Consider the following 22,350-nt stretch of genomic DNA (forward strand, 5'->3'; position numbering starts at 1 on the left):
AGTTTGGTATTTTTGTATTACCGATTAGCACTCATCTAACTGGAGTGCTAACGACATGGGACGGTACAGTCAGAAGGAGGGAATACTCACCATGTTAACAGAGCGTCAACGAATGATTCTGAACGCTATAGTGGATGACTATATCCGTTCAGCTGAGCCCGTAGGGTCCCGGAGCATTTCCAAAAGAGGGGATGTTGGATACAGCCCGGCAACCATCCGTAATGAAATGGCCGATCTGGAAGAGATGGGTTTTCTGGAACAGCCGCATACATCTGCGGGACGCATTCCTTCTCACAAGGGCTATCGATATTATGTCGATCACTTGGTTCCCTGGAATCAGGTGGAGCCGCAGGAACTGGATGATTTAAAGTCATTTTTTGCAGAAAAGCTGAATGCAATGGAACAGGTTATTCAGCATGCATCCAACATTTTGTCTCATATGACGAATTATACTTCGATTTTACTTGGACCAGAGGTGTTCCATACATCATTGCGTCATTTCCAGCTGCTTCCGCTGAATGAGAATGAGGCGGTGGCGATTATTGTGACGAACACTGGTCAAGTGGAAAACAAGACAGTTCAGATTCCGCCCGAAATCTCGGTTGCGGAGATGGAGAATGTGGTTCGTTTATTAAACAGCAAATTGGTAGGCGTACCGATCTACAAGTTGAAATCACGTCTTTACACAGAGCTTGGTCAAGAGATGGAGCGTCATATTACACGTTATGAGGAAGTTATGCAGGTACTCAACAGTGCGTTTGACAATGAGCACGATAACCGACTTTTCCTCAGCGGCGCTACCAATATGTTGACACAACCCGAGTTCAGAGATGTGGAAAAGGTTAAACATATTCTGGACTTGTTAGATGAAACACCAACGTTAATGAAATTGATGATGCCAGTGCCCGGCGGGCCGGGAATTCAGGTGCGAATCGGCACCGAAAATGATCATGAGGCCTTTGCGAACTGTAGCTTGATTACAGCGTCCTATTCATTGGACGGCGAGGCATTTGGTTCAATTGGAATTCTTGGACCAACCCGAATGGATTATGCACGTGTCATCCATATTTTAAATACATTATCCCGTGATCTTACAACCATGCTGACGACTCGCTTTAAATAGGTAACGGGAATTACGATTCATTCTTATAAGGAGGTGAACATCTTGAAAGAGGAGCAATCATTCACAGAAGAGCAAGAAATAACAGCCGCTGAGCAGGAACCGGTCAATGAGGCTGCAGCTGCAGAAGCACAGGCTGAGGAGATAACAGATCAGGAGCAAAATGAGCTATCACGTTTGAAAGCAGAGGCTGAGGAAACCCAGCAGCGTTTTGTACGTGCACAAGCTGATTTTGATAACTTCCGTCGTCGCACTCAGAAGGAAAAAGAGGAGCTTGCCAAATACGCTTCGATGAAGCTGGTCACCGAACTGGTGCCAGTTATGGATAATTTCGAACGCGCTATGGCTACGGTACCGGAAGGTACGGAGACTGAATCTTTTGCCAAAGGATTTCAAATGATCTTGCGTCAATTGGAAACCGTGCTGATGAACGAAGGACTTACTGCAATGGAAACGGTTGGACAACCGTTTAATCCTGAATTCCACCAAGCGATTATGCAAGTGGAGAGCGATGAGCATGAAGAAGGCATCGTTGTGGAAGAGGTTCAAAAAGGCTACATGCTGAAGGATAAAGTACTTCGTCCGGCTATGGTTAAGGTAAGTTCTTAATTTGAGCTGAGCCAAGGGACGAGTTTTAAATATACAGGTTTTATACACATAGAGCAGTTCACTTACTAGCACAATAAGGCTTAATGCCCTATTGATTTCAAATTGTTGAGGGAGGAAAATTTCCGATGAGCAAAGTAATCGGTATTGACTTAGGTACTACCAACTCATGCGTAGCCGTTATGGAAGGCGGCGAGGCTGTTGTTATTCCAAATCCGGAGGGTGCACGTACTACTCCTTCCGTTGTAGGTTTCAAAAAAGACGGCGAGCGTGTTGTTGGTGAAACAGCGAAACGTCAAGCGATCACTAACCCGGATCGTACGATCATTTCCATTAAACGCCACATGGGTACATCCCACAAAGAAACGATCGATAGCAAAGATTATTCTCCACAAGAGATCTCTGCAATCATCTTGCAAAAGCTGAAAACTGATGCAGAAGCATACTTGGGCCAAACAGTAACTCAAGCGGTTATCACCGTTCCGGCTTACTTCAATGACAGTCAGCGTCAAGCGACTAAAGATGCGGGTAAGATCGCAGGTCTGGAAGTACTTCGTATCGTCAACGAGCCAACAGCAGCAGCTTTGGCATACGGTATGGAAAAATCCGAAGATCAAACGATTCTCGTATATGACCTGGGCGGCGGTACGTTTGACGTATCTATCCTCGAACTTGGCGATGGTTTCTTCGAAGTTAAAGCGACTAGTGGTGATAACCAACTCGGTGGTGACGACTTTGACCAAGTAATTATCGATTATCTCGTAAGTGAATTCAAGAAAGATCAAGGTATTGATCTGAGCAAAGATAAATCAGCCGTACAACGTCTGAAAGATGCAGCTGAAAAAGCGAAAAAAGAACTTTCCGGCGTGTTGACTACAACAATCTCCTTGCCGTTCATCACGGTTGCTGACGGCGTTCCTCAGCACTTGGAGTTGAACCTGAGCCGTGCTAAATTCGAAGAGATCTCTGCAGGATTGGTAGAGCGTACACTTGAGCCTACACGTCGCGCACTGAGTGATGCAGGTATGACTGCTAACGATATCGACAAAATCGTATTGGTTGGTGGTTCCACGCGTATTCCGGCTGTACAGGAAGCAATCAAAAAGCTGACAGGCAAAGAGCCGCACAAAGGCGTGAACCCGGACGAAGTTGTAGCATTGGGTGCTGCTGTACAAGCGGGCGTACTGACAGGTGACGTGAAAGACGTGGTATTGCTGGACGTAACTCCGCTGTCCCTGGGTATCGAAACTGCAGGTGGCGTATTTACTAAAATGATCGAGCGTAACACAACGATCCCTACAAGCAAATCTCAAGTGTTCTCCACTTATGCAGACAATCAACCTAGTGTTGAGATCCACGTCCTGCAAGGTGAACGTGAGATGGCAGCAGGTAACAAATCCCTTGGACGCTTTATGCTGGGTGATATCCCACCAGCTCCACGTGGTGTTCCACAAATCGAAGTTAGCTTCGATATTGATGCCAACGGTATCGTTAACGTATCTGCAACAGATAAAGGAACAAACAAAACGCAAAAAATCACAATCACTTCTTCCAGCGGTCTGAGCGATGCTGAAGTTGAGCAAATGATGAAAGATGCGGAACTTCATGCAGAGGAAGACAGAAAACGTAAAGAGCTTGTAGAAGCGAAAAACAGTGCGGATCAATTGATCTACTCTGTAGACAAAACGATTAAAGATCTGGGTGAAAAAGCAGATGCTGGCGAAGTAGAAAAAGCAAATGCAGCCAAAGAAAAATTGCAAGGCGTGCTGGCTTCCGACAATCTGGAAGACATCAAAGCGGCTACAGAAGAGTTGACTGAGATCGTTCAACAGTTGTCCGTTAAATTGTATGAGCAGGCTCAAGCTGAGGAGCAAGCGGCTCAAGGTGCTGAAGGGCAACAAGGTTCTGCTAAACGTGATAACGTCGTAGATGCTGATTACGAAGTTGTGGATGAAGATAAAAAATAATTAATTCGCAATTGCTGCGAGTTAAAACATCGGTGACGTTCGGATTAAAGGGAAAGTCATAGCCGGGGCTCCCGTGCTTTGACTTTCCTTTTGTCACGATGTGCGATAAGGTGAATGTTATGGGGGTGGAAGAGTGGCTGAAAAACGTGATTATTATGAGGTACTCGGGCTAAGCAAAAATGCAAGCGACGAGGAGATCAAAAAGGCATACCGTAAGCTCGCCCGTCAGTATCACCCTGACGTGAACAAGGAAGCAGATGCGGAGGCCAAATTTAAGGAAGTAAAAGAAGCTTATGATGTCGTAAGTGACAGCCAGAAGCGTGCTCAGTACGACCAATATGGTCACATCGATCCGAATCAAGGTGGCTTTGGCGGTGGAGACTTTGGTGGCGGTGGCTTTGGCGACATCTTTGATATGTTCTTTGGCGGTGGTGGCGGACGTCGTGACCCGAATGCTCCGCAACGCGGGAATGATTTGCAGTACACGATGACTATTGAGTTCAAGGAAGCTGTATTTGGTAAGGAATCGGATATTACAATTCCTCGCACTGAGGGCTGTGATACATGCCATGGTTCAGGTGCGAAGCCTGGAACGAAGCCGGAATCATGCTCGGTCTGTCACGGTAGCGGGCAGCAGGAAGTGGTTCAAAATACACCATTTGGTCGTATGGTGAATCGCCGTGCTTGTTCGAATTGTAGCGGTACAGGGCAGATTATTAAAGAGAAATGTACAACGTGTAGCGGTAGCGGTAAAGTTCGTAAACAGCGTAAAATCCATGTTCGCATTCCAGCGGGTGTGGATGACGGTGCACAGCTGCGCATGACAGGTGAGGGCGAAGGTGGACTTCGCGGTGGCCCGGCAGGGGACCTGTACATTGTCATTCGTGTGAAGTCGCATGATTTCTTTGAGCGCGAAGGCGATGACATCTACTGTGAGATTCCACTCACGTTTGCTCAAGCAGCGCTGGGAGACGAGATTGAAATCCCGACACTGACTGAAAAAGTGAAGCTGAAAATTCCGGCGGGCACACAAACCGGAACGTATTTCCGCCTCAAAGGCAAAGGTGTACCACGCTTGCGCGGTATGGGACAAGGGGATCAACATGTGAAAGTGGTTGTGGTTACTCCGAGCAAGTTGAGTGATGAGCAGAAAGAACTGCTTCGTCAGTTCGCTGCACTGGATGGCGAACAAACCCATGAGCATGAGCAATCTTTCTTTGATCGTGTAAAACGAGCCTTTCGCGGCGACTGATTCATATATGAAATAGTAAAGAAGACACCTTTCGTTGATGGAGGGTGTCTTTTTTTATATGGATCTTGTAGTTTTGTGTGTTCTATATGTCAGAAATTCGGTATATTCTGGGCTCGCTTGCGGAAAGATAGCATGGCGGGAATGATATGTTAAACCAAAGCAGGTTGAGAGAACTCAAGGAAGCAGGTGGAACAAGTGACGGAGAAAAATATTTTGGCCTATTTTCATAGCCCGGAGCAGGCACAGGAAGCGGTCAAAAAGATGGAGGCGCTACGTGTGGAGGATGTATCCATTAATCGGTTCAGCCGTTATGCGGGTGTTGGACCAAGTGGAGCTTCCTACAAACCGGGTATCTCTGGCAGCTACTCATCATGGATACCTGATGCGATGCAAAGCAATGCCAGCTCAGGCATCATGGCTGCGGCAGATCCTGCAGCAAGCGGAATGAGTGATGGCGGACAAGGCGGCCCTACAGGCAGGGACATTTTATTAACTGTTGTTGTAGATGAAGAGGTACATCACCGTGCAATGTCAATCATTGAACAAGCCGGTGGAATGATCTAATTTTAAGAGGGAGGAAGTACAAATGGCTAATCGACAACGACCAGGTGAAATTCTAACGAAAACCGAAAAGATGAAACGTCTGCAATCTGCGAAAAATGAAGATGTGGAGTTCAGCGCTGAAATGGCGGATCACGAGGATGTTGAAGCCCTGCGCCGCAGTGAGGCAGCGGATCGTCGCCAAGGACGAGAAATTCATGACTGAAGATCGCTCAGCGGTCACGATTGAAGCTGTATTTACAAGTTGGTCAGAAGCTGAATCAGCACGCAGAGCGTTAGAACTGCTGCATCCTAACCAACTGCGCATCGAAAGTTTGCGAGAGAATGCAGGTGCACCTGGATTATGCGGCATACAGGGTCAAGACAACTCGCCTACAGCGGTTGTTGGCGGTTTCAGTGGGGAACTGAATGTACTCGCTCTGATTAGTGATGAGACGGAAATATTATCGGGAGGACAGGTTGTTGAACCTCCAGCGGACGATACAACGAGAAGTATGAAGCAAGGCATTTTGTTAACTGTATCCGTCTCACAGGAATCTTTGCCGCAAGCAGCAGAGATGATTACACAAAACGGCGGTCGGTTTTATTAGTTTTATCCATGAGCAAGAAAGGCAAGCGCCGAAAAATGGGACAGGATATTCTAGCGGTCTAACCGTGGATATCCTGTTTTGTTTTCTTTTACGAGTATGCTTTGTGCTTCGGCTTGCTTGTGTAGTACAATAGTTGGGATGTTTAAATTATAAGCAGGCAAAACCACGTTTTAATTATTGAGGAGGCAAAACCACGTATGTTATGGCATGAACTAACAATACATACCACAGAAGAAGCTGTGGAGATGATTTCAAATTTTTTGCATGAAGCGGGTGCTGGAGGGGTTTCGATTGAAGAATCCGGTACTTTAAATAAAAAACGGGATACAACCTATGGCGAGTTATATGATGTTCCACTGAATGACATTCCCGAAGGTTTTGCTGTTATTAAAGGATATTTCTCTGAAGGTACAGACATGGCTTCCTTACAGGCAGAAGTAAATCCGAGAATTGAAGAATTGCCCGATTTTGGAATTAATGTCGGAGAGATTCGTTACGAAACGCGTACAGTTGATGAAAATGACTGGGCAACAGCTTGGAAACAATACTTCAAACCGGTCCGTATATCGGATCGTTTGACGATCAAGCCAACATGGGAAGATTACACACCAGAGAGCGTGGATGAGAAAATTATCGAGTTGGACCCGGGCATGGCTTTTGGTACGGGCACGCATCCAACGACAACACTTTGCCTGCGTACATTAGAAACGGTTATTCAGGGCGGCGAAGAAATTATTGATGTGGGGACGGGTTCCGGCATTCTAGCTATTGGTGCGGTACAACTGGGTGCAAAGCATGTACTGGCACTAGATCTTGATCCAGTTGCTGTAACTAGCGCTATAGAAAATGTGGAGCTGAACAACATGCAACAACAGATTACAGTCAAAGAAAGCGATCTGTTGTCTGTCCTTGGAAGCCAGGATCCTGCTCTGGGTGTCAAGCTGCCGGTCAAAATTATTGTAGCCAACATCTTGGCTGAGATTATTTTACTTTTCGTCGATGATGTGTATAACGCACTGGAGTCTGGCGGGATTTATATCGTTTCGGGCATATGGAAGAACAAGGAGCAGGTTGTACATGATGCACTAGTGGCATCAGGATTTGAAGTTCGCGCGATCGAGCGTGAAGAGGATTGGCTAGCTTTTGTAGCCAGAAAGAGGTAGTCTATGGACTTCTTAGACCGGATCTTCCGTCTTCCGCTGGATCAACTGCCGTTCTTCCTAGTGACCATTCTGATTGCTTTTACGATACATGAATTTTCACATGCCTATTTTGCGAATAAATTCGGTGATCCCACAGCGAAGTTGCTTGGAAGGGTCACGTTGAACCCAGTAGCGCACTTTGACTTGCTAGGAGTGCTGTTGCTTGTGATTGCTGGTTTTGGGTGGGCACGTCCTGTACCTGTAAACCGTGCAAATTTTGACAGACCAAGACTTATGGGGACGATCGTATCTGTAGTAGGCCCACTCAGCAATCTGCTGTTGGCTATTATCGGTGCAGTTATCTATGGAATGTTGTTTGGATCAGGCGCACTGGGGAACATTGAAAATGAGCGGGTAGTCACAGCCGTGATGACATTTTTGCCGATGTTCAGTGTAACGAACTTTTTCCTGTTTATGTTCAATCTCATTCCGCTTCCGCCGCTGGACGGTTATCGTATCCTTGAAGATGTGCTACCTCCTTCGGTCAGCCGCAAGCTGCAAGGTGTGGAACAATGGTCGATTTTTGTATTCCTGTTGATTTTGGTCATTCCGCCATTACAGGCAGTGACGATTCAGCCGTTATATCTGTTTGCAAACGAAATGTACAGAGATTTAGCTGGTCTCGTTATTGAATTATATCGTTAATATACGCTCTTGAAAGCTTCGTCATGTAGACCCTAGTGCTGGTCAGAAGCACATAAAAGTTGTATGATCATCTGTGGCGATTGGGTTCTTGCCTGCCTCCATACAGGGAGAATTCCAGTCATAACAGGAAAGAATGGGTGGACAACATATGCAGCGATATTTTGTATCTGCAGAGCAGTTCAGTGAAACGGCAGTGATGATTACGGGGGATGATGCCCGTCATATTGGCAAAGTCATGCGTGGCAAGCCTGGAGACAAGCTGATTGTCAGCGACGGAAACTCCAGAGAGGCATTGGTCGCCATCGAAAGTATTGAAGCAGGTGAAGTGAGAGCAATCGTTGTGGAACCGCTGGTTATGGATCATGAAGCACGGTTGAATGTAACCGTGGCACAGAGCTTGCCGAAGGGAGACAAGATGGAAACGGTCATCCAGAGATGCACTGAAATTGGAGCCGTATCCTTTGTACCTTTTTTATCGGAACGGACGATTGTGCAATACGACGCCAAAAAAGAAGGCAAACGTCTGGAGCGTTGGCGGAAAATCGCCAAGGAAGCTGCCGAGCAGAGTCATCGTAACCGCATTCCAACCGTTGAGCAGCCGCTTTCCTGGAAAGGGCTGTTATCTTCTTTTGAGGACTATGACCTGGTCTGTTATTGTTATGAAAAAGAGGACGGCAAGCAGCTTAGAGATGTTCTGGGGCCGTTTGTGGAGCAGCTTGCTCCTGACACAGGGGCAAATGTGTTAATCGTAGTTGGACCTGAGGGTGGATTTTCCGAGAAGGAAACATCTCAGGCAGATGAGGCAGGTGCAATCTCTGTTGGACTGGGCAAGCGTATTTTGCGAGCTGAGACAGCGGGTATGGCTGCACTGACCTGTGTTTTATATGAATCCGGAGAAATGGGGGGAATGTAATTATGCCATCCGTGGCGTTTTACACCTTAGGCTGCAAAGTTAACTTTTATGATACAGAGGCGATCTGGCAATTATTCAAGAATGAAGGATACGAACAGGTAGACTTTGATGAACAGACAGCCGATGTTTATTTGATTAATACGTGTACGGTAACAAATACAGGCGACAAAAAGAGTCGTCAAATTATCCGCCGTGCCATCCGGCGTAATCCGGATGCAATTGTAGCGGTAACCGGATGTTATGCTCAGACATCTCCTGCTGAGATTCTGGATATTCCTGGCGTGGACCTGGTCATCGGAACTCAGGATCGGGATAAGATTTTGCCATATGTAAACGAAATTCAGGAATCTCGTCAGCCTGTTAACGCGGTGCGCAACATTATGAAAACTCGTGTTTTTGAAGAAATGGATGTACCGGATTTCGCGGATCGTACACGTGCATTCCTCAAAATTCAGGATGGCTGTAACAACTTTTGTACCTTCTGCATCATTCCTTGGTCCCGTGGCTTGTCCCGCAGTCGTGAGTCAAACAGCATTGTTCAGCAGGCTCATCAGCTCGTACAAGCGGGTTACAAAGAGATTGTCCTGACAGGCATTCATACGGGCGGGTACGGAGACGACATGGAAAACTATGATCTGACTGACCTGCTGTGGGATTTGGACAAAGTGGAAGGTCTGGAGCGTATTCGGATCAGCTCGATTGAAGCAAGCCAGATTGATGATCGGATGTTAGATGTCATCAAACGCTCGGATAAACTGGTTCGTCATTTCCATATTCCGCTGCAAGCAGGAGATGACACAGTTCTAAAACGCATGCGCCGCAAATATACGACAGAAGAGTTCTATAACAAAATGCTGCGTATACGTGAGGCTATGCCGGATGTTGCGATCACAACCGACGTTATTGTGGGTTTCCCAGGTGAAACCGATGAGATGTATCGAAACGGCTATGAACTGATGCGTAAAATCGGCTTTTCTGAAATGCATGTGTTCCCTTACTCCAAACGGACAGGTACTCCGGCGGCGCGCATGGAGGATCAAGTAGATGATGATGTCAAAAATGCACGTGTGCATGAACTGATTGAACTGTCTGAACAGATGCAACTGGAGTATGCTCAACAATTTGTGGGACAAGTGCTTGAGGTTATTCCCGAAGGTGAAGCGAAAGGCCGTGAAGGTAGCGGCAAGCTGCACGGTTACAGTGACAACTACATTCAACTGGTGTTTGATGGAACACCTGATATGGTAGGCAAAGTGTGCCGCGTGAAGTTGACTGAAGCAGGTGCCAATGAGAGCGAAGGCACGTTGGTTCGTGTGCTTGAAGAGAATGTGAAACCCGCCGCGATGTAATCAAGGCGTTATGAACAAGGATTTCATTTCCTTGGGGAGTTTACCCGGGGAGATGAGGTCCTTCTTTGCCAATAAAAAGAATCGAAGTGGATGGGGGAGAACATCATGAACAAAAAAGAAATTTCAGCAGGCGGCGTAGTCTACAGAACAGGAGAAGAGGGTCAGCTCCAAATTCAGCTCATTGTGGATCGTTACGGTAAAACGACACTTGCCAAGGGCAAAATGGAAGAAGGAGAAACGATCGAACAGACAGCACTCCGCGAGATTTTGGAAGAAACGGGTATGGTAGGCCGCATTGTGGAGCCGATTAATATCATTGCTTATACCTATCAGCATGCCGAGTTTGGACCTGTGGACAAGGAAGTACACTATTACCTCGTGGAAGCAGAAAGTGGTGACTTGCAGCCTCAGATCGAAGAGATCAAAGGTGTGGATTGGTTTGCTCCAGAAGAGGCATGGTCCAAACAGCTGCAGAATGGATACGATAACAACGATGACATTTTGCGCATGGGCTTGAACAAACTGGGCATCAACGTATAACGTGACAGGCAAGGAGCTGCGTTCGATGATCGCCTGACTTCATGTTCTACTATCGAGAAACGTAGATGAATAGCGAGATATCAAACGACAGGTGTTTTTGCCGATGGGGTGAGCACTGGAGTTTTTTTATGCCAGATAGGCAGATAACAGAACGGTAAGGCGAGTAATGAACTGATGATGTTAAAAAGGGTCTGGGCATGCGCAATCTGTGCCCCGTTATCCGCTGACAGCCAGGCCGACGCTGCATGCAGCTGGCCGATCAGCGGCATAAACAGCAGCCCTCCCGCAATGTTGAGCACAACATGGGAGGCTGCCACGAATTTGCCTGCGGAAGCCCCGCCCGCGGCTGCAATAACGGCGGTGATACAGGTTCCAACATTGGAACCGATCACAATGGCGATGCCGATCTCCACAGGTAATACACCTGTGGCTGCCAGGGTAATGGCCATGCTGATGACCGCGGCACTGCTATGAATTAGCGCGGTCAGGCAGGCACCGGCGAGAAATCCCCACCACAGGCTGTCGGCAGCCCGTTCCAGAAACCATTGAAATACGCCCATACTCCTTAGCGGTATAGCAATGGATTGCATGACCTGAATACCTGTCATGACGAGAGCAAAACCTGCTGCTGCGAGAAAGCTGAATTGTATATTCGCCAATGAACGGCGGGTGCGTTCAGGAGCTGCCTGGTTGCGTTCACTTAGGACAACAAATATGGCCCAGCCTGTCAGGGATACAAGCAGTAATGGTAGTGAGGCACGTCCTATCTGAAGGCCGACAAGTTCTGTCGTCAGGCAGGTTCCAATATTGGTGCCGAGGATAATGCCAAGTGTGCGGCCATAGGTGATTAATCGTGCGTTAGCCAGTCCAATGGTTAGCACCGTCACGGCAGTGCTACTCTGCAACAAGGCAGTTGCACCTGCACTGAACGCCATGCCCTTCCATGGGGCAGAAGTGGCACGGTTCAGCCAGTCTGCCAGCATCGGCCCTGCCATGCGCTGTAGTGCCGTCTCCATTAGCTTCATACCGCCAAAAAAGATAATAAGCCCATATAACAGAGGCAGAATAACTTCTCTGAACATCCCGAATCATTCCTCCCGTCCAATTCCTTATCACTTATCCTATGAGGAAGCAGAGACAAGCATGACAAGCAAGGGGAATTGAATAATACGGCCAGCCCCCATTTCAAAAGATACGGTGATTCGGCAAACGTAACAGAGGGGGCGAAATTGAATCCGAAGAAGCGAAGCGTACGCCTGAAAGCTTTCTGAAAGAAAGCTACATCGGAAGCATAGGCTTGTCGTCGGATTTTCCCTTTGGAGAAGGGGAATTAGAAAAGTCCGAGGACAACAGCGATCATAGGATCAATTCGTCCCCGGAGCGTCTCGTTGCCGCCCAAACCTATCTTTTCAACTAACTTACGAAAGAAGTGGATCAATCTTGCCATCCGTAATACTGGAACGAAGCCGCAAAAAGCGGCTGGAACATGCACATCCCTGGATTTTTAATAATGAAATTGCATCTGTAGATGGTGACCCGGAACCGGGAGATATCGTCAACGTATTGAATCATCAAGGTCGCTACTTGGCGACAGGCTATTATAACCCGGCTTCCCAGATTACCGTTCGAGTTGTCTCATACCAGCCTTTGGAGTTTGAACAGATGGACACGGCCTTTTTTGCAGCTCGCTTCCGCGATTGTCTGCGTCATCGGGAACGTTTCATCCAAGATGGCGAGGCCTATCGTCTCGTTTATGGCGAAGCTGATTTTCTACCAGGATTGATCGTGGACCGATTCGGCAGCATCTTGGTTGTGCAAATCCTTACACTTGGTATGGATCGCTGCCGTGAAGCCATGGTGCAGGCTCTCATTGAAGTGATGCAGCCGGAAGGTATTTATGAACGCAGTGATGTATCCATCCGTGAATTGGAAGGTCTGGAGCAGGTCAAAGGACCACTTTATGGAGAATGTCCGCGTCACGTTACGGTGACTGAAAATGGGTTGCTCATCAAGGTGGATATCGTGGAAGGGCAGAAAACGGGATACTTCTTCGACCAGCGTGAGAATCGTGCGGCCATTGAGCCGTTGATGAAAGGCTGGGGATACAAAAGCGACATCACACTGCAGCAGATCGAGCACGAAGGAACTGAACAGCTGCTGCCGGTGAACAAAAGCGGCAAAGTGGTTACTTTCCCGTATTGGGACGGAGCAACTGTGCTGGAGTGTTTCTCTCATACCGGCAGCTTTACCCTGAACGCGTGCAAATATGGTGCGAAAAAGGTAACCTGTCTCGATATTTCTGAACACGCCATCGAAAGCGCAAGAACCAATGTGGAGCTAAATGGATTCACAGATCGGGTCGAGTTCGTGGTAGCCGATGCTTTCCAGTATCTGCGTGAGCAAGTCAAAGGACTTGATGAGCGCAATGCACGAGCACGAGCAGCGGAGCAAAAGGTGGATACATCCAAGGCATTATCCAGTGCTGGAAAAACGTTTGATGTCGTTATCCTTGATCCGCCTGCATTTGCCAAAACAAAATCGGCAGTAAAAGGCGCATGCCGCGGCTACAAGGACATCAACCTGCAGGGCATGAAACTTGTCAACGAGGGTGGATATTTGGTAACCGCAAGTTGCTCTTACCACATGCGCCCTGATCTGTTCCTTGAAACGATTGCGGATGCAGCGGAAGATGCTGGCAAAGTGCTGCGTTTAATCGATTGGAAAGCAGCCGGCAAGGATCACCCGCAAATTTTGGGTGTAGATGAAGGACATTACCTGAAATTCGCTATTTTCGAAGTAAGAAGCAAAAAGAATTAAGAGAATCTTCTTTGATTAAGAATGAAAAATGTACCCTATGGGATAGACACTTTAAAAAGTCCATCTTATAGGGTATTTTGTTTTTAATGATAGAGCCAGATCCTGCTGTTCTCGTTATAGATTCAAAAAGGATACGGCGTTCAGTCTTCGTCCCGCCTTATTTTTATGCTGAATTGCGGCAAATCATTGCAGCGGAAGGGTACGTGGAACATAGAGAGACTGATTCCAGCCCGACGGACTATACTTTCAAGAAAAATGTTAAGCCGGGTGTGGTTTGGAGCTTACATAGTCATTTTGTTCATTCAAAACCGCCGTATGCTGTATTTACCAATCATGTCGTGCCGTTTTGAGGATGCCACTGAACGATTACATACATTTCTTGAAAAGCATCAAATAACGTTGATCTCAAATGCTACAGTCGGCTTCGGCAACAGTGTTGAAAAGTATACAGAGCATAAATATCCTGTTCTTGTTTCCTCTGAAAATTTACGAGAAGCTGCTCTGCAAGTAGCAGACAGATTTAAAGAAGCAGAAAGCAAGTATTTGCTGCCTCGTATAGAGCAACGTTCTGCTGTTGATGAATATTTGACCAAACGACCACATCACTGGCCTACTGGTGATCTTTTTAACTGCTGCGTAACGATTTTAAGCTACGGATTACTAATCAATGATCAGGCATTCGTGCATAAGGGGATTGAGCGTACATTCGAAATCTTAAACAAGCCGGGATATAGCCAGAGAAACCGGGACTTTTTTGAGGCCATACTAAAGGCTACAGAGCTTGAATTTGTTTAACTGAATTGTTGACTGGAAACTATGAATAGGCTTATTGGTCACCGGGTTTGGCAATAAACTTCATTCCATAATTATTGCTGCTGGCTGCATTATACAGGCGGCGGCTTTTTTAATATCAGTCTTATTTCTTATATGCCAATAACAATATTATGGTCTTATTAGGTGGATCATGGCAAACGTATGTTCCGAAGCGGACGAGGTATGGTATACTGGAAATTAAAATCTTGTACGTGCAGTTTGGAGGATGACACATGTCCGTACGCTTTGTAATTGGCCGGGCAGGCAGTGGCAAAAGCACACTGATCACTCGGGAAATCACATCCCTGCTTCAACAGGAGCCTCAAGGAAAACCACTGATTCTGCTTGTTCCGGAACAGAGCTCATTCCGGACAGAACAGGCGCTGGTTTCTTCAGGAGGAATTAAAGGCACGATGCGTGCCGAGGTGTTTGGGTTTCGACGTCTTGCTTATCGCGTCATGCAGGAGGCTGGCGGTTCTGCCCGTATTCCGATTGGAGCCGAGGGCAAGAAGATGCTTTTATATAAAGTCATCCAGCGTCGGAAAGAAGAACTGAGACTGTTTGCTGCTTCGGGCAGCCAGCTTGGATTTATTGGGGAATTGACGAATTTATATAGTGAGTTCAAACGATATGAAGTTCATGCCTCGGCACTCGAAGAGGGAATTGCAGAATGGAGCATTGCGTCTGCTTCACCTATTCTGGAAGACAAGCTACATGATTTGAATCTGATCTACCATGACTATGAGAAGGAATTGGCCGATTTATATATAGATGATGAGGACACGCTGAATGAACTGAAGGGTCGTTTACCGGAAAGCACATGGCTGCAGGGAGCTGAAGTGTGGATTGACGGATTTCACGGTTTCACGCCGCAAGAGATGAGTGTTATTGGGCAGCTGATGTTACAAGCCTCGTCTGTAACCATCTCCCTGACGCTTGATCATGCTTACGAGCAAGGTGTTCTGCCGGGAGAACTGGAGTTGTTTTATCCCACTGCCAGTGCTTATGTGCGCCTTAAAGGCATGGCCGAACATTTGGGAGTGTCTACCGATACAACGGTATTTCACGACGAAGTGTTGCCGAGATTTAAGGATCGGCCGGGACTTGCTCATCTGGAGGCTGGTTTTGATCGGCGTGTTCGCTGGAGAAGTCAGGGCGAGGACTCAGGCATACGCTTGATCGCTGCGGAGAATCGCAGGGCAGAGCTCGAGGGAGCACTGCGTGAAATGCGTCGTCTGGCACAGGAGGATGGAGCGAGATATCGGGATATGGCGGTGCTGGTTCGCGGACTGGAGACTTATGCTGATATTGCGGAGCCGTTATTCAGGGATTATGATGTTCCGGTCTTTCTGGACCGAAGACGAAGTGAACTGCATCATCCCTTATCCGAATTCATCCGTTCAGCACTGGATATCGTCAGGCGCAACTGGCGTTATGAGGATGTATTTCGCTGTATCAAAACAGAGCTGCTCCTTCCTCTGGATGGATCTATCACGCGTGAAGATATGGATCAACTGGAGAATTATGTGCTTGCCTGCGGTATTCACGGATATCGCTGGACAGATGGAAAGCCGTGGAAGTATGTACCGAGTTTATCTCTCGAGGATAACAGCCAGGAAGGACGTAGCCGAGGACGCGATGCTGTATTATCACTGATGGAAAGCTGCAGAACCTTAATCACATCGGCACTTGGCACGTTCGAGAAACGAATGAAAAAAGCAAAAACGGCTGCCGCCCAGTGTGAGGCTTTATTCAGGCTGTTAGAGGACGCAGATATTGCACGTAAGCTGGATCAGATGTCCGCTCAGGCCAAGGCACAAGGGGATCCGGAGCGATTCAGAGAGCATCGTCAAATGTGGGGTGCTGTGCTGGATCTGCTGGATCAGATGGTTGACATGATGGGTAATGAACGCCTGGACATCACTTTGTTCGCGGGCATGATGGAAACGGGATTGACTGAACTCAAGCTGGGGCTTGTTCCCCCGGCACTTGACCAGGTGTTGTTTGGTTCTATGGATCGCACACGTCTGCGTGATATGAAATATGTTTTTATTCTCGGAGCCGTTGATGGAGAGCTGCCAGCGATTCCTCAAGATAACGGTGTGTTAACCGAGCAGGAAAGATTGTTACTCAATGAAAGAGGTATGGGTCTAGGACCTGGAGCAACGAGACTCATGCTGGATGAACGTTTTCTGATCTACACCGCTTTGACAGCGGCCAGCAAGCAGTTATGGTTGAGCTATCCAGTCGCAGATGATGAGGGTAAATCACTACTGCCTTCCGAAATTGTGCGCCATGTACGCAAAATGTTTGGATTGCAGGAGCAGCCTTTGCTTGCCCAGCCGCCGGTTTCGGATTCGGAGGCCATGCATCTCTCATATGCGCTTCATCCAGAACAGAGCCTATCCATGTTAATTGGACAGCTGCGCAGGTGGCGCAGAGGAGAAGACATTTCCGACATATGGTGGGTAGTCTACAATTGGCATGTTAGTCGTGAAGAGAGCCGTCCTGGGCTGGAGCGGTTGCTGGGTTCTGTCTTTTATCGTAACCGTGCGCTGCGGCTGCAAACTTCAACCAGCCGCCGGCTGTACGGTACGGAGGTGCGGACAAGTGTTTCAAGGATGGAACGGTTTGTTGCCTGTCCGTTCTCTCATTTTGCATCACACGGATTGAAGCTTAAAGAACGGCAATTATATCGCCTTCAGGCTCCGGATATCGGTCAGTTGTTCCATGCTGCACTGAGTCAACTGGCGATGCGCCTGCGTGAGGAAAATCGTAGCTGGGGCAGTCTGACACCGGATCAATGCCGCCAGGAAGCGGAGCAAACGGTGGAGCAGATCGCTCCGCAGCTTCAGGGCGAAATTTTGCTAAGCACAAAGCGTTATGGTTATATTTTCCGCAAATTAAAAGATATCGTCAGCCGTGCATCCGTTATTCTGGGCGAACAGTCCAGACGCGGCAGCTTCGAACCGATTGGGCTGGAACTTGATTTTGGTCCAGGGAAACCCTTGCCGCCCTTGCGTTTTGAACTGGAGAACGGCTGTGTATTGGAGATTGTTGGCCGGATCGACCGCGTAGATGTTGCAGAAGGTGAGAATGGTCTGTTGCTGCGGGTGATCGATTACAAATCCAGCCAGACGGATCTCAAGCTTCATGAGGTGTACTACGGGTTATCGCTGCAGATGCTCACCTATCTGGAAGTGCTGCTCAGTGCGGCTGAGGAGTGGTTAGGGGAAACGGCGATGCCAGGAGGTACTCTCTATTTCCATGTGCATAATCCGCTACTGCAATCTGCCAATGGCATGACATCGGAACAGGCCGGGCAAGAGCTCCTGAAACGTTTTAAAATGAAAGGTCTGCTACTCGCTGACCGTGATGCCGTTGCTCAAATGGATAACACGCTGGACAAAGGGCATTCCGCTATAATTCCGGTGGCATTAAAAGCAGATGGCAGCTTCTACAGCAGTGCCGCTGTAGCGACTCCAGAACAGTGGGATACACTGCTTGCCGCCGTTCGTGGCAATATCCGCGAGATTGGAACCCGGATTACGGACGGAGATACTGCGATTGAGCCGTATCGAATACAGCAGGAAATTGCATGTACGTTTTGTGCTTACAAACCGGTCTGTCAGTTTGATGAAAATATTGAGGGTAATGATTATAAATTGCTGTCCAAACCGGGCAAACAGCAAATCTGGGACATGCTGTCTCATAGCCAGGAAGGGGAAACGTTATAATGCATATGCCTAAACCGGAAGGCAGCTTCTGGAGTGATGATCAGTGGAGCGCCATTGCCGAGCATGGAGAAGATATTCTGGTCGCCGCAGCTGCCGGATCGGGTAAAACAGCTGTTCTGGTCGAACGAATTATTCGCAAAATTGCAGACCCTTCCCAAGGATTCAGCGTGGATCGATTGCTTGTTGCTACATTTACGAAGGCGGCTGCTGCCGAGATGAAACAGCGCATCCGGGAAGCACTGGAGCGTGCACTTGAGGAGCAGCCGGAGGAAGAACATTTGCGCAGGCAATTGTCGCTGCTTGGACGAGCATCCATTACAACGCTACACTCCTTCTGTATGGAAGTCATTCGCAGGTACTATCAGCAGATTCCGCTGAATCCGGCTTTTCGTATTCTGAATGAAAATGAGGCCGAGATGCTTCGTCAGGAATTGCTGGAGGAACTGTTCGAGGAAAAATACGGCGAAGAAGACGAGGGCAGTAAGTTCCGCGAACTGGTGGACTGGTTCAGTGGAGAGCGAAACGATGATGCGATGCATCGGCTGGTGCAGCGATTGTACGATTTCTCCCGAAGCCATTCATGGCCAGATCACTGGCTGTTGGAGATGGCAGAAGCTTTTCAAGTGGAAAGTGTAGAGGCGCTGGGTCAATCGGCATGGGTGCAGAGCATTTTAAATGATGCGGCTCTCGCTCTTAGCGGGGCAGCAGGTTTGCTACGACAAGGAATTCAGATTTCGTTGCAGCCTGAGGGCCCAGCACCTTATGCGGAGACACTCCAAAAGGATTTGGCGATGGTTGAAGAGCTTTTATCCGCTGTTGAAGTCATGCCTTGGGACAGGTTGCCTGAGGTATTCGAGCCAGTTGCATTTGGCAAATTGAAGCCTTGTAAAAAAGATCAGACCGACCCTGGGCTGCAGGAGCAGGTGAAGGAGTTGCGGGAAACAGCCAAAAAGGCTGTTGCCGATCTGAAAGGTTCACTTTTTGGCAGGAGTGCATTCTCCTTCTGGCAGGAACTGGAGCAGGCTGCACCGCTGATGCAAGAACTTTCTCGTCTGGTCAGTACCTTTGGCGAGCGTTATCGTCAGGCGAAGCAGGAACGCGGACAGGTTGATTTTAACGACCTGGAGCACTATTGTCTGCACATTTTGCGCCATGAGGATTCCACACCTGAACATTCGATGCCTTCGGATGCGGCGATGGAATATCGTGCACGTTTTGATGAAGTACTGCTGGATGAATATCAGGATACGAATACGGTTCAGGAGGATATCGTCAGATTGATCTCCAGAGAGAACCCGGGTAACCGCTTCATGGTTGGTGATGTCAAACAGAGTATTTACCGTTTCCGCTTGGCTGAGCCTGGCCTGTTCATGAACAAATATCGTAACTACACGGCGAGTGTTCATCTGCATACGGATGACAATGGAGAGAACGGTACAAGAACGGGGAAACGAATCGAACTTGCCCGTAATTTCCGTAGTCGTGCCGAAGTGGTGCATTCCGTCAACGTTATATTCAAACAGCTTATGAACGAAGGTGTTGCTGAGATTGCCTATGATGAGCGGGCTCAGCTGGCCTACGGTGCATCCTTTCCATCAGAGACACTTGGAAGCGAAGCGTACACGCCCGAGCTTTTGTTAATTGATCGCCAAGGCAGCGGAGCGGATCTATCGGAGGTAACCGAAGATGGAGTAGATGCGGTTGTAACTGCAGAACTGGAGAACGCCGAACTTGAAACGGCTCAACTGGAAGCACGTGCAATTGCCGCGCGAATTCGAGAAATGGTGGGAGAAACAGATAAACCCGCTCTCAGCGTCTATGATAAGGCTCTGCAGACAATGCGTCCGGCACGTTATGGAGACATTGTTATTTTGTTGCGTTCGACCCTGATGTGGGCACCGCTGATGATTGAGGAATTCAGACAGCAGGGCATCCCTGCAGGTGGAGAGCAGAGTAAGGGGTATTTTCAAGCTACGGAAGTCGAAATTATGTTATCACTATTGCAGCTTGTGGATAATCCAAGACAGGATATTCCCATAGCGTCCGTGCTACGTTCTCCTATAGTTGGATTGAATGAAGAAGAACTTGCCCAGATTCGTCTAGGGGACAAGAGACAGTCTTTCTATGATGCAGTTGTATCAGCTGCAGGAGAGTGGAAGAGTGGATCGAATGGGCCCGGTCAGCGGTCTGAGCCAGGACAGGACTCGAAGGATGAAGGTTTGATTCAGTTGCAGTGGCCGGAAGGTTGGTCAGAGATCCAACAGGGGCAGCGCGAATCAGCCGTTACTACTGAAATGGAAGTGGATTCGATAGAGGGTGCGCGACCTGAACTGCTTGAACAAGATACAGGCTTGGTGGGTGACAACGAATTCACTCATTTGGATCTGCAACAGAAGCTCATTCGTTTTTTGCGCCAGCTGGAACAGTGGAGACTCGAGGCAAGACAAGGCAGCTTAAGTGAGCTGATTTGGCGCATTTTTCGTGAAACCGGATATCTGGACTGGGTTGGCGGGCTTCCGGGCGGTCAACAGCGCCAAAGCAATCTGAAGGCATTATATGATCGAGCGCGTCAATATGAGGAAGCTACGGCAAATCGAGGGTTGTTCCGTTTCCTGACCTATGTCTCCAGATTGCGGGAAAATGGCGGTGACCTCGGAGCAGCAGCCAGCGGTTCAGAAGAACAGGACAATGCGGTACGAATCATGACCATTCATCGAAGCAAAGGTCTGGAGTTCCCGATTGTGTTTGTCGGCGGCGTCTCAAAAATGTTTAATCAGCAGGATCTTCATGCACCGTTTCTGATGCACAAGGAACTTGGCTTTGGCCCGAGATTTGTGGATCGTGACAACAGGGTGGCCTATCCCACATTAGCCAATCTGGCTATACGTCGGCGGGCTCAGTTTGAACTTCTGGCGGAAGAGATGCGGGTGCTTTACGTTGCCTTAACCCGGCCAAAAGAGAAAATGATTCTGGTAGGAACGGTGAAGGATGCAACTAAAAAGGCGCAGGTTTGGTCACAGGTTAAAGACAGTCCAGAACTGGCGCTACCCGATTATCTGCTTGCTGCGGGACGAAATTATCTGGACTGGATCGGCCCGGCATTAATAAGACACAGGGATGCGGCAGTGCTGCGTGAGCTTGCGGGGGATCGTGATCGTTTTGCGGCCTGTCTGGCAAGTGATGAATCACGCTGGAACATATCGGTGGTTGCTGCGGATCGAGTGTCTCGTGATATGAACACAGGCGGTATGCAGAACGAAGAAGACGTGATGAATGAGTTGAGAACAGAACGGACGACAGCTCTGCAAGAGTTGCGGCCAGTTCGATTAAATTCGTCGGCAGCAGTGATTGAGCAGTCAGATTCAAACGAATGCAATGAAGAGGTTCTGGATGGACTTGTACGTGAAATAGATAAAAGACTTTCCTGGTCGTATCCGTATGAACAAGCTTCACATGTGGCTGCGAGCACTTCGGTGACGGAAATGAAGAGTTTACTTTCGAAACAGGAGGATGTTTCGTATCCCGTGATGGAAGAGCTGCGGGAGCATACGGAGATTCTCCAGGGAACCCAAGCAATAGAATCTTCATTCAAGCTACATCTGCGCCGTCCCAAATTCATGGAAGAGAGACAACTGACGGGAACAGAACGGGGAATCGTGTATCACACGTTGATGCAGCATCTTCCTGTAGACGGATCTGTTGTGGATACAGCGGTTGTGGAACAGACCATTTCCCGCGTGCTGGAGCTTCAAATTTTGCTTCCTTATCAGGTAGAGGCAATTGATCGCGGTGAATTAACGGCCTTCTTTGAAACACAACCAGGAATGGAGATGCTTCGTGCGGCATGGATTAAAAGAGAGATACCATTTACTTATGGCCTCCCGGCACATCAATCTCCTGCGGAGTGGCTTCATGAATTGCAGCGGAATGAAGAGCAGGAGATGTTCGGTGAACATAGTAAAGTACAGGCTCTGCTAGAGAACGAAACCGTGCTCGTAAGGGGAATCATTGACTGTCTTTATGAGGTCGATGGCGAACTTGTTCTGCTAGATTACAAGACGGATCGTGTACTGGATCATCGCGGGGGAATGGAATCGCTGGTTGAAAACTATCGTTTCCAACTAGAATTGTACGGACGGGCGATTGAGGATATATTGGGTCGGCAAGTTGACCATACATGGCTCTACTTTTTTGATGGTGGTCATGCGGTTAAATTATAAAGTGATAGAAGAAATGAT

Annotated in this window: 17 protein-coding genes; 16 read left to right on the plus strand and 1 reads right to left on the minus strand. The window is 48.1% G+C overall.

Annotated elements, in window-relative coordinates:
• The first annotated feature begins 91 nt into the window (after positions 1-91).
• The 12 genes from hrcA (at position 92) to ACR8BL_RS25215 (ending at position 10,745) form a co-directional block, all read left to right on the plus strand.
• On the plus strand, positions 92-1,123 hold the full coding sequence (hrcA, locus tag ACR8BL_RS25160; protein WP_434750072.1) for a heat-inducible transcriptional repressor HrcA: 1,032 nt from the start codon (positions 92-94) through the stop codon (positions 1,121-1,123).
• 42 nt (positions 1,124-1,165) lie between these two features.
• Positions 1,166-1,729, plus strand: a complete 564-nt coding sequence (grpE, locus tag ACR8BL_RS25165; RefSeq protein WP_434750073.1) for a nucleotide exchange factor GrpE — start codon at positions 1,166-1,168, stop codon at positions 1,727-1,729.
• A gap of 125 nt (positions 1,730-1,854) precedes the next feature.
• Positions 1,855-3,693 carry a molecular chaperone DnaK gene (dnaK, locus tag ACR8BL_RS25170; protein ID WP_434750074.1) on the plus strand — a complete coding sequence of 613 codons (1,839 nt, stop codon included), beginning with the start codon at positions 1,855-1,857 and terminating at the stop codon, positions 3,691-3,693.
• Between the two features lie 133 nt (positions 3,694-3,826).
• On the plus strand, positions 3,827-4,945 hold the full coding sequence (gene dnaJ, locus ACR8BL_RS25175) for a molecular chaperone DnaJ (protein ID WP_434750075.1): 1,119 nt from the start codon (positions 3,827-3,829) through the stop codon (positions 4,943-4,945).
• Positions 4,946-5,140: 195 nt separating this feature from the next.
• The gene (locus ACR8BL_RS25180; protein WP_434753244.1) at positions 5,141-5,509 is read left to right on the plus strand and encodes a hypothetical protein; all 369 of its coding nucleotides are present in this window, start codon (positions 5,141-5,143) and stop codon (positions 5,507-5,509) included.
• Positions 5,510-5,531: 22 nt separating this feature from the next.
• On the plus strand, positions 5,532-5,711 hold the full coding sequence (locus ACR8BL_RS25185) for a YfhD family protein (RefSeq protein WP_434750076.1): 180 nt from the start codon (positions 5,532-5,534) through the stop codon (positions 5,709-5,711).
• A complete protein-coding gene (locus tag ACR8BL_RS25190; protein WP_434750077.1) occupies positions 5,704-6,096 on the plus strand; it encodes a hypothetical protein in 393 nt (130 codons plus the stop codon). Before ACR8BL_RS25185 ends, ACR8BL_RS25190 begins: the two co-directional genes overlap by 8 nt.
• Before the next feature lie 197 nt (positions 6,097-6,293).
• Complete coding sequence (prmA, locus tag ACR8BL_RS25195) at positions 6,294-7,259, plus strand: 50S ribosomal protein L11 methyltransferase (RefSeq protein ID WP_434750078.1); 966 nt, start codon at positions 6,294-6,296, stop codon at positions 7,257-7,259.
• A gap of 3 nt (positions 7,260-7,262) precedes the next feature.
• Positions 7,263-7,943: a site-2 protease family protein gene (locus ACR8BL_RS25200; RefSeq protein ID WP_434750079.1), complete on the plus strand. Its 681-nt coding sequence runs from the start codon at positions 7,263-7,265 to the stop codon at positions 7,941-7,943.
• Between the two features lie 148 nt (positions 7,944-8,091).
• Positions 8,092-8,856 carry an RsmE family RNA methyltransferase gene (locus tag ACR8BL_RS25205; RefSeq protein ID WP_434750080.1) on the plus strand — a complete coding sequence of 255 codons (765 nt, stop codon included), beginning with the start codon at positions 8,092-8,094 and terminating at the stop codon, positions 8,854-8,856.
• A gap of 2 nt (positions 8,857-8,858) precedes the next feature.
• A complete protein-coding gene (gene mtaB, locus ACR8BL_RS25210) occupies positions 8,859-10,205 on the plus strand; it encodes a tRNA (N(6)-L-threonylcarbamoyladenosine(37)-C(2))-methylthiotransferase MtaB (protein ID WP_434750081.1) in 1,347 nt (448 codons plus the stop codon).
• Positions 10,206-10,307: 102 nt separating this feature from the next.
• Positions 10,308-10,745, plus strand: a complete 438-nt coding sequence (locus ACR8BL_RS25215) for an NUDIX hydrolase (RefSeq protein ID WP_434753245.1) — start codon at positions 10,308-10,310, stop codon at positions 10,743-10,745.
• Between the two features lie 80 nt (positions 10,746-10,825).
• On the opposite strand, the gene ACR8BL_RS25220 is transcribed toward ACR8BL_RS25215, so the two are convergent.
• Positions 10,826-11,827: a Na/Pi cotransporter family protein gene (locus ACR8BL_RS25220; protein ID WP_434750082.1), complete on the minus strand. Its 1,002-nt coding sequence runs from the start codon at positions 11,825-11,827 to the stop codon at positions 10,826-10,828.
• Between the two features lie 358 nt (positions 11,828-12,185).
• On the opposite strand from ACR8BL_RS25220, the gene ACR8BL_RS25225 reads away from it, so the two are divergent.
• From ACR8BL_RS25225 to addA, 4 genes are all read left to right on the plus strand, one after another.
• On the plus strand, positions 12,186-13,562 hold the full coding sequence (locus ACR8BL_RS25225) for a class I SAM-dependent rRNA methyltransferase (protein ID WP_434750083.1): 1,377 nt from the start codon (positions 12,186-12,188) through the stop codon (positions 13,560-13,562).
• A gap of 255 nt (positions 13,563-13,817) precedes the next feature.
• Entirely contained in the window at positions 13,818-14,357 is a 540-nt protein-coding gene (locus ACR8BL_RS25230; RefSeq protein WP_434758278.1) for a hypothetical protein, read from the plus strand.
• Between the two features lie 251 nt (positions 14,358-14,608).
• Positions 14,609-18,112, plus strand: a complete 3,504-nt coding sequence (gene addB, locus ACR8BL_RS25235; protein WP_434756469.1) for a helicase-exonuclease AddAB subunit AddB — start codon at positions 14,609-14,611, stop codon at positions 18,110-18,112.
• Positions 18,112-22,332: a helicase-exonuclease AddAB subunit AddA gene (gene addA / locus ACR8BL_RS25240; protein ID WP_434750085.1), complete on the plus strand. Its 4,221-nt coding sequence runs from the start codon at positions 18,112-18,114 to the stop codon at positions 22,330-22,332. Before addB ends, addA begins: the two co-directional genes overlap by 1 nt.
• Positions 22,333-22,350: the final 18 nt, after the last annotated feature.

Source organism: Paenibacillus amylolyticus (assembly GCF_051136285.1).
GTDB classification, from domain to species: Bacteria; Bacillota; Bacilli; order Paenibacillales; family Paenibacillaceae; genus Paenibacillus; species Paenibacillus amylolyticus_F.

Coding starts and splice junctions, on each gene's coding strand:
- hrcA (WP_434750072.1), top strand. CDS start 92: ATGTTAACAGAGCGTCAACGAATGATTCTGAACGCTATAGTGGATGAC.
- dnaK (WP_434750074.1), top strand. CDS start 1,855: ATGAGCAAAGTAATCGGTATTGACTTAGGTACTACCAACTCATGCGTA.
- ACR8BL_RS25185 (WP_434750076.1), top strand. CDS start 5,532: ATGGCTAATCGACAACGACCAGGTGAAATTCTAACGAAAACCGAAAAG.
- ACR8BL_RS25190 (WP_434750077.1), top strand. CDS start 5,704: ATGACTGAAGATCGCTCAGCGGTCACGATTGAAGCTGTATTTACAAGT.
- prmA (WP_434750078.1), top strand. CDS start 6,294: ATGTTATGGCATGAACTAACAATACATACCACAGAAGAAGCTGTGGAG.
- ACR8BL_RS25200 (WP_434750079.1), top strand. CDS start 7,263: ATGGACTTCTTAGACCGGATCTTCCGTCTTCCGCTGGATCAACTGCCG.
- ACR8BL_RS25205 (WP_434750080.1), top strand. CDS start 8,092: ATGCAGCGATATTTTGTATCTGCAGAGCAGTTCAGTGAAACGGCAGTG.
- mtaB (WP_434750081.1), top strand. CDS start 8,859: ATGCCATCCGTGGCGTTTTACACCTTAGGCTGCAAAGTTAACTTTTAT.
- ACR8BL_RS25220 (WP_434750082.1), bottom strand. CDS start 11,827: ATGTTCAGAGAAGTTATTCTGCCTCTGTTATATGGGCTTATTATCTTT.
- ACR8BL_RS25230 (WP_434758278.1), top strand. CDS start 13,818: ATGTTAAGCCGGGTGTGGTTTGGAGCTTACATAGTCATTTTGTTCATT.
- addB (WP_434756469.1), top strand. CDS start 14,609: ATGTCCGTACGCTTTGTAATTGGCCGGGCAGGCAGTGGCAAAAGCACA.
- addA (WP_434750085.1), top strand. CDS start 18,112: ATGCATATGCCTAAACCGGAAGGCAGCTTCTGGAGTGATGATCAGTGG.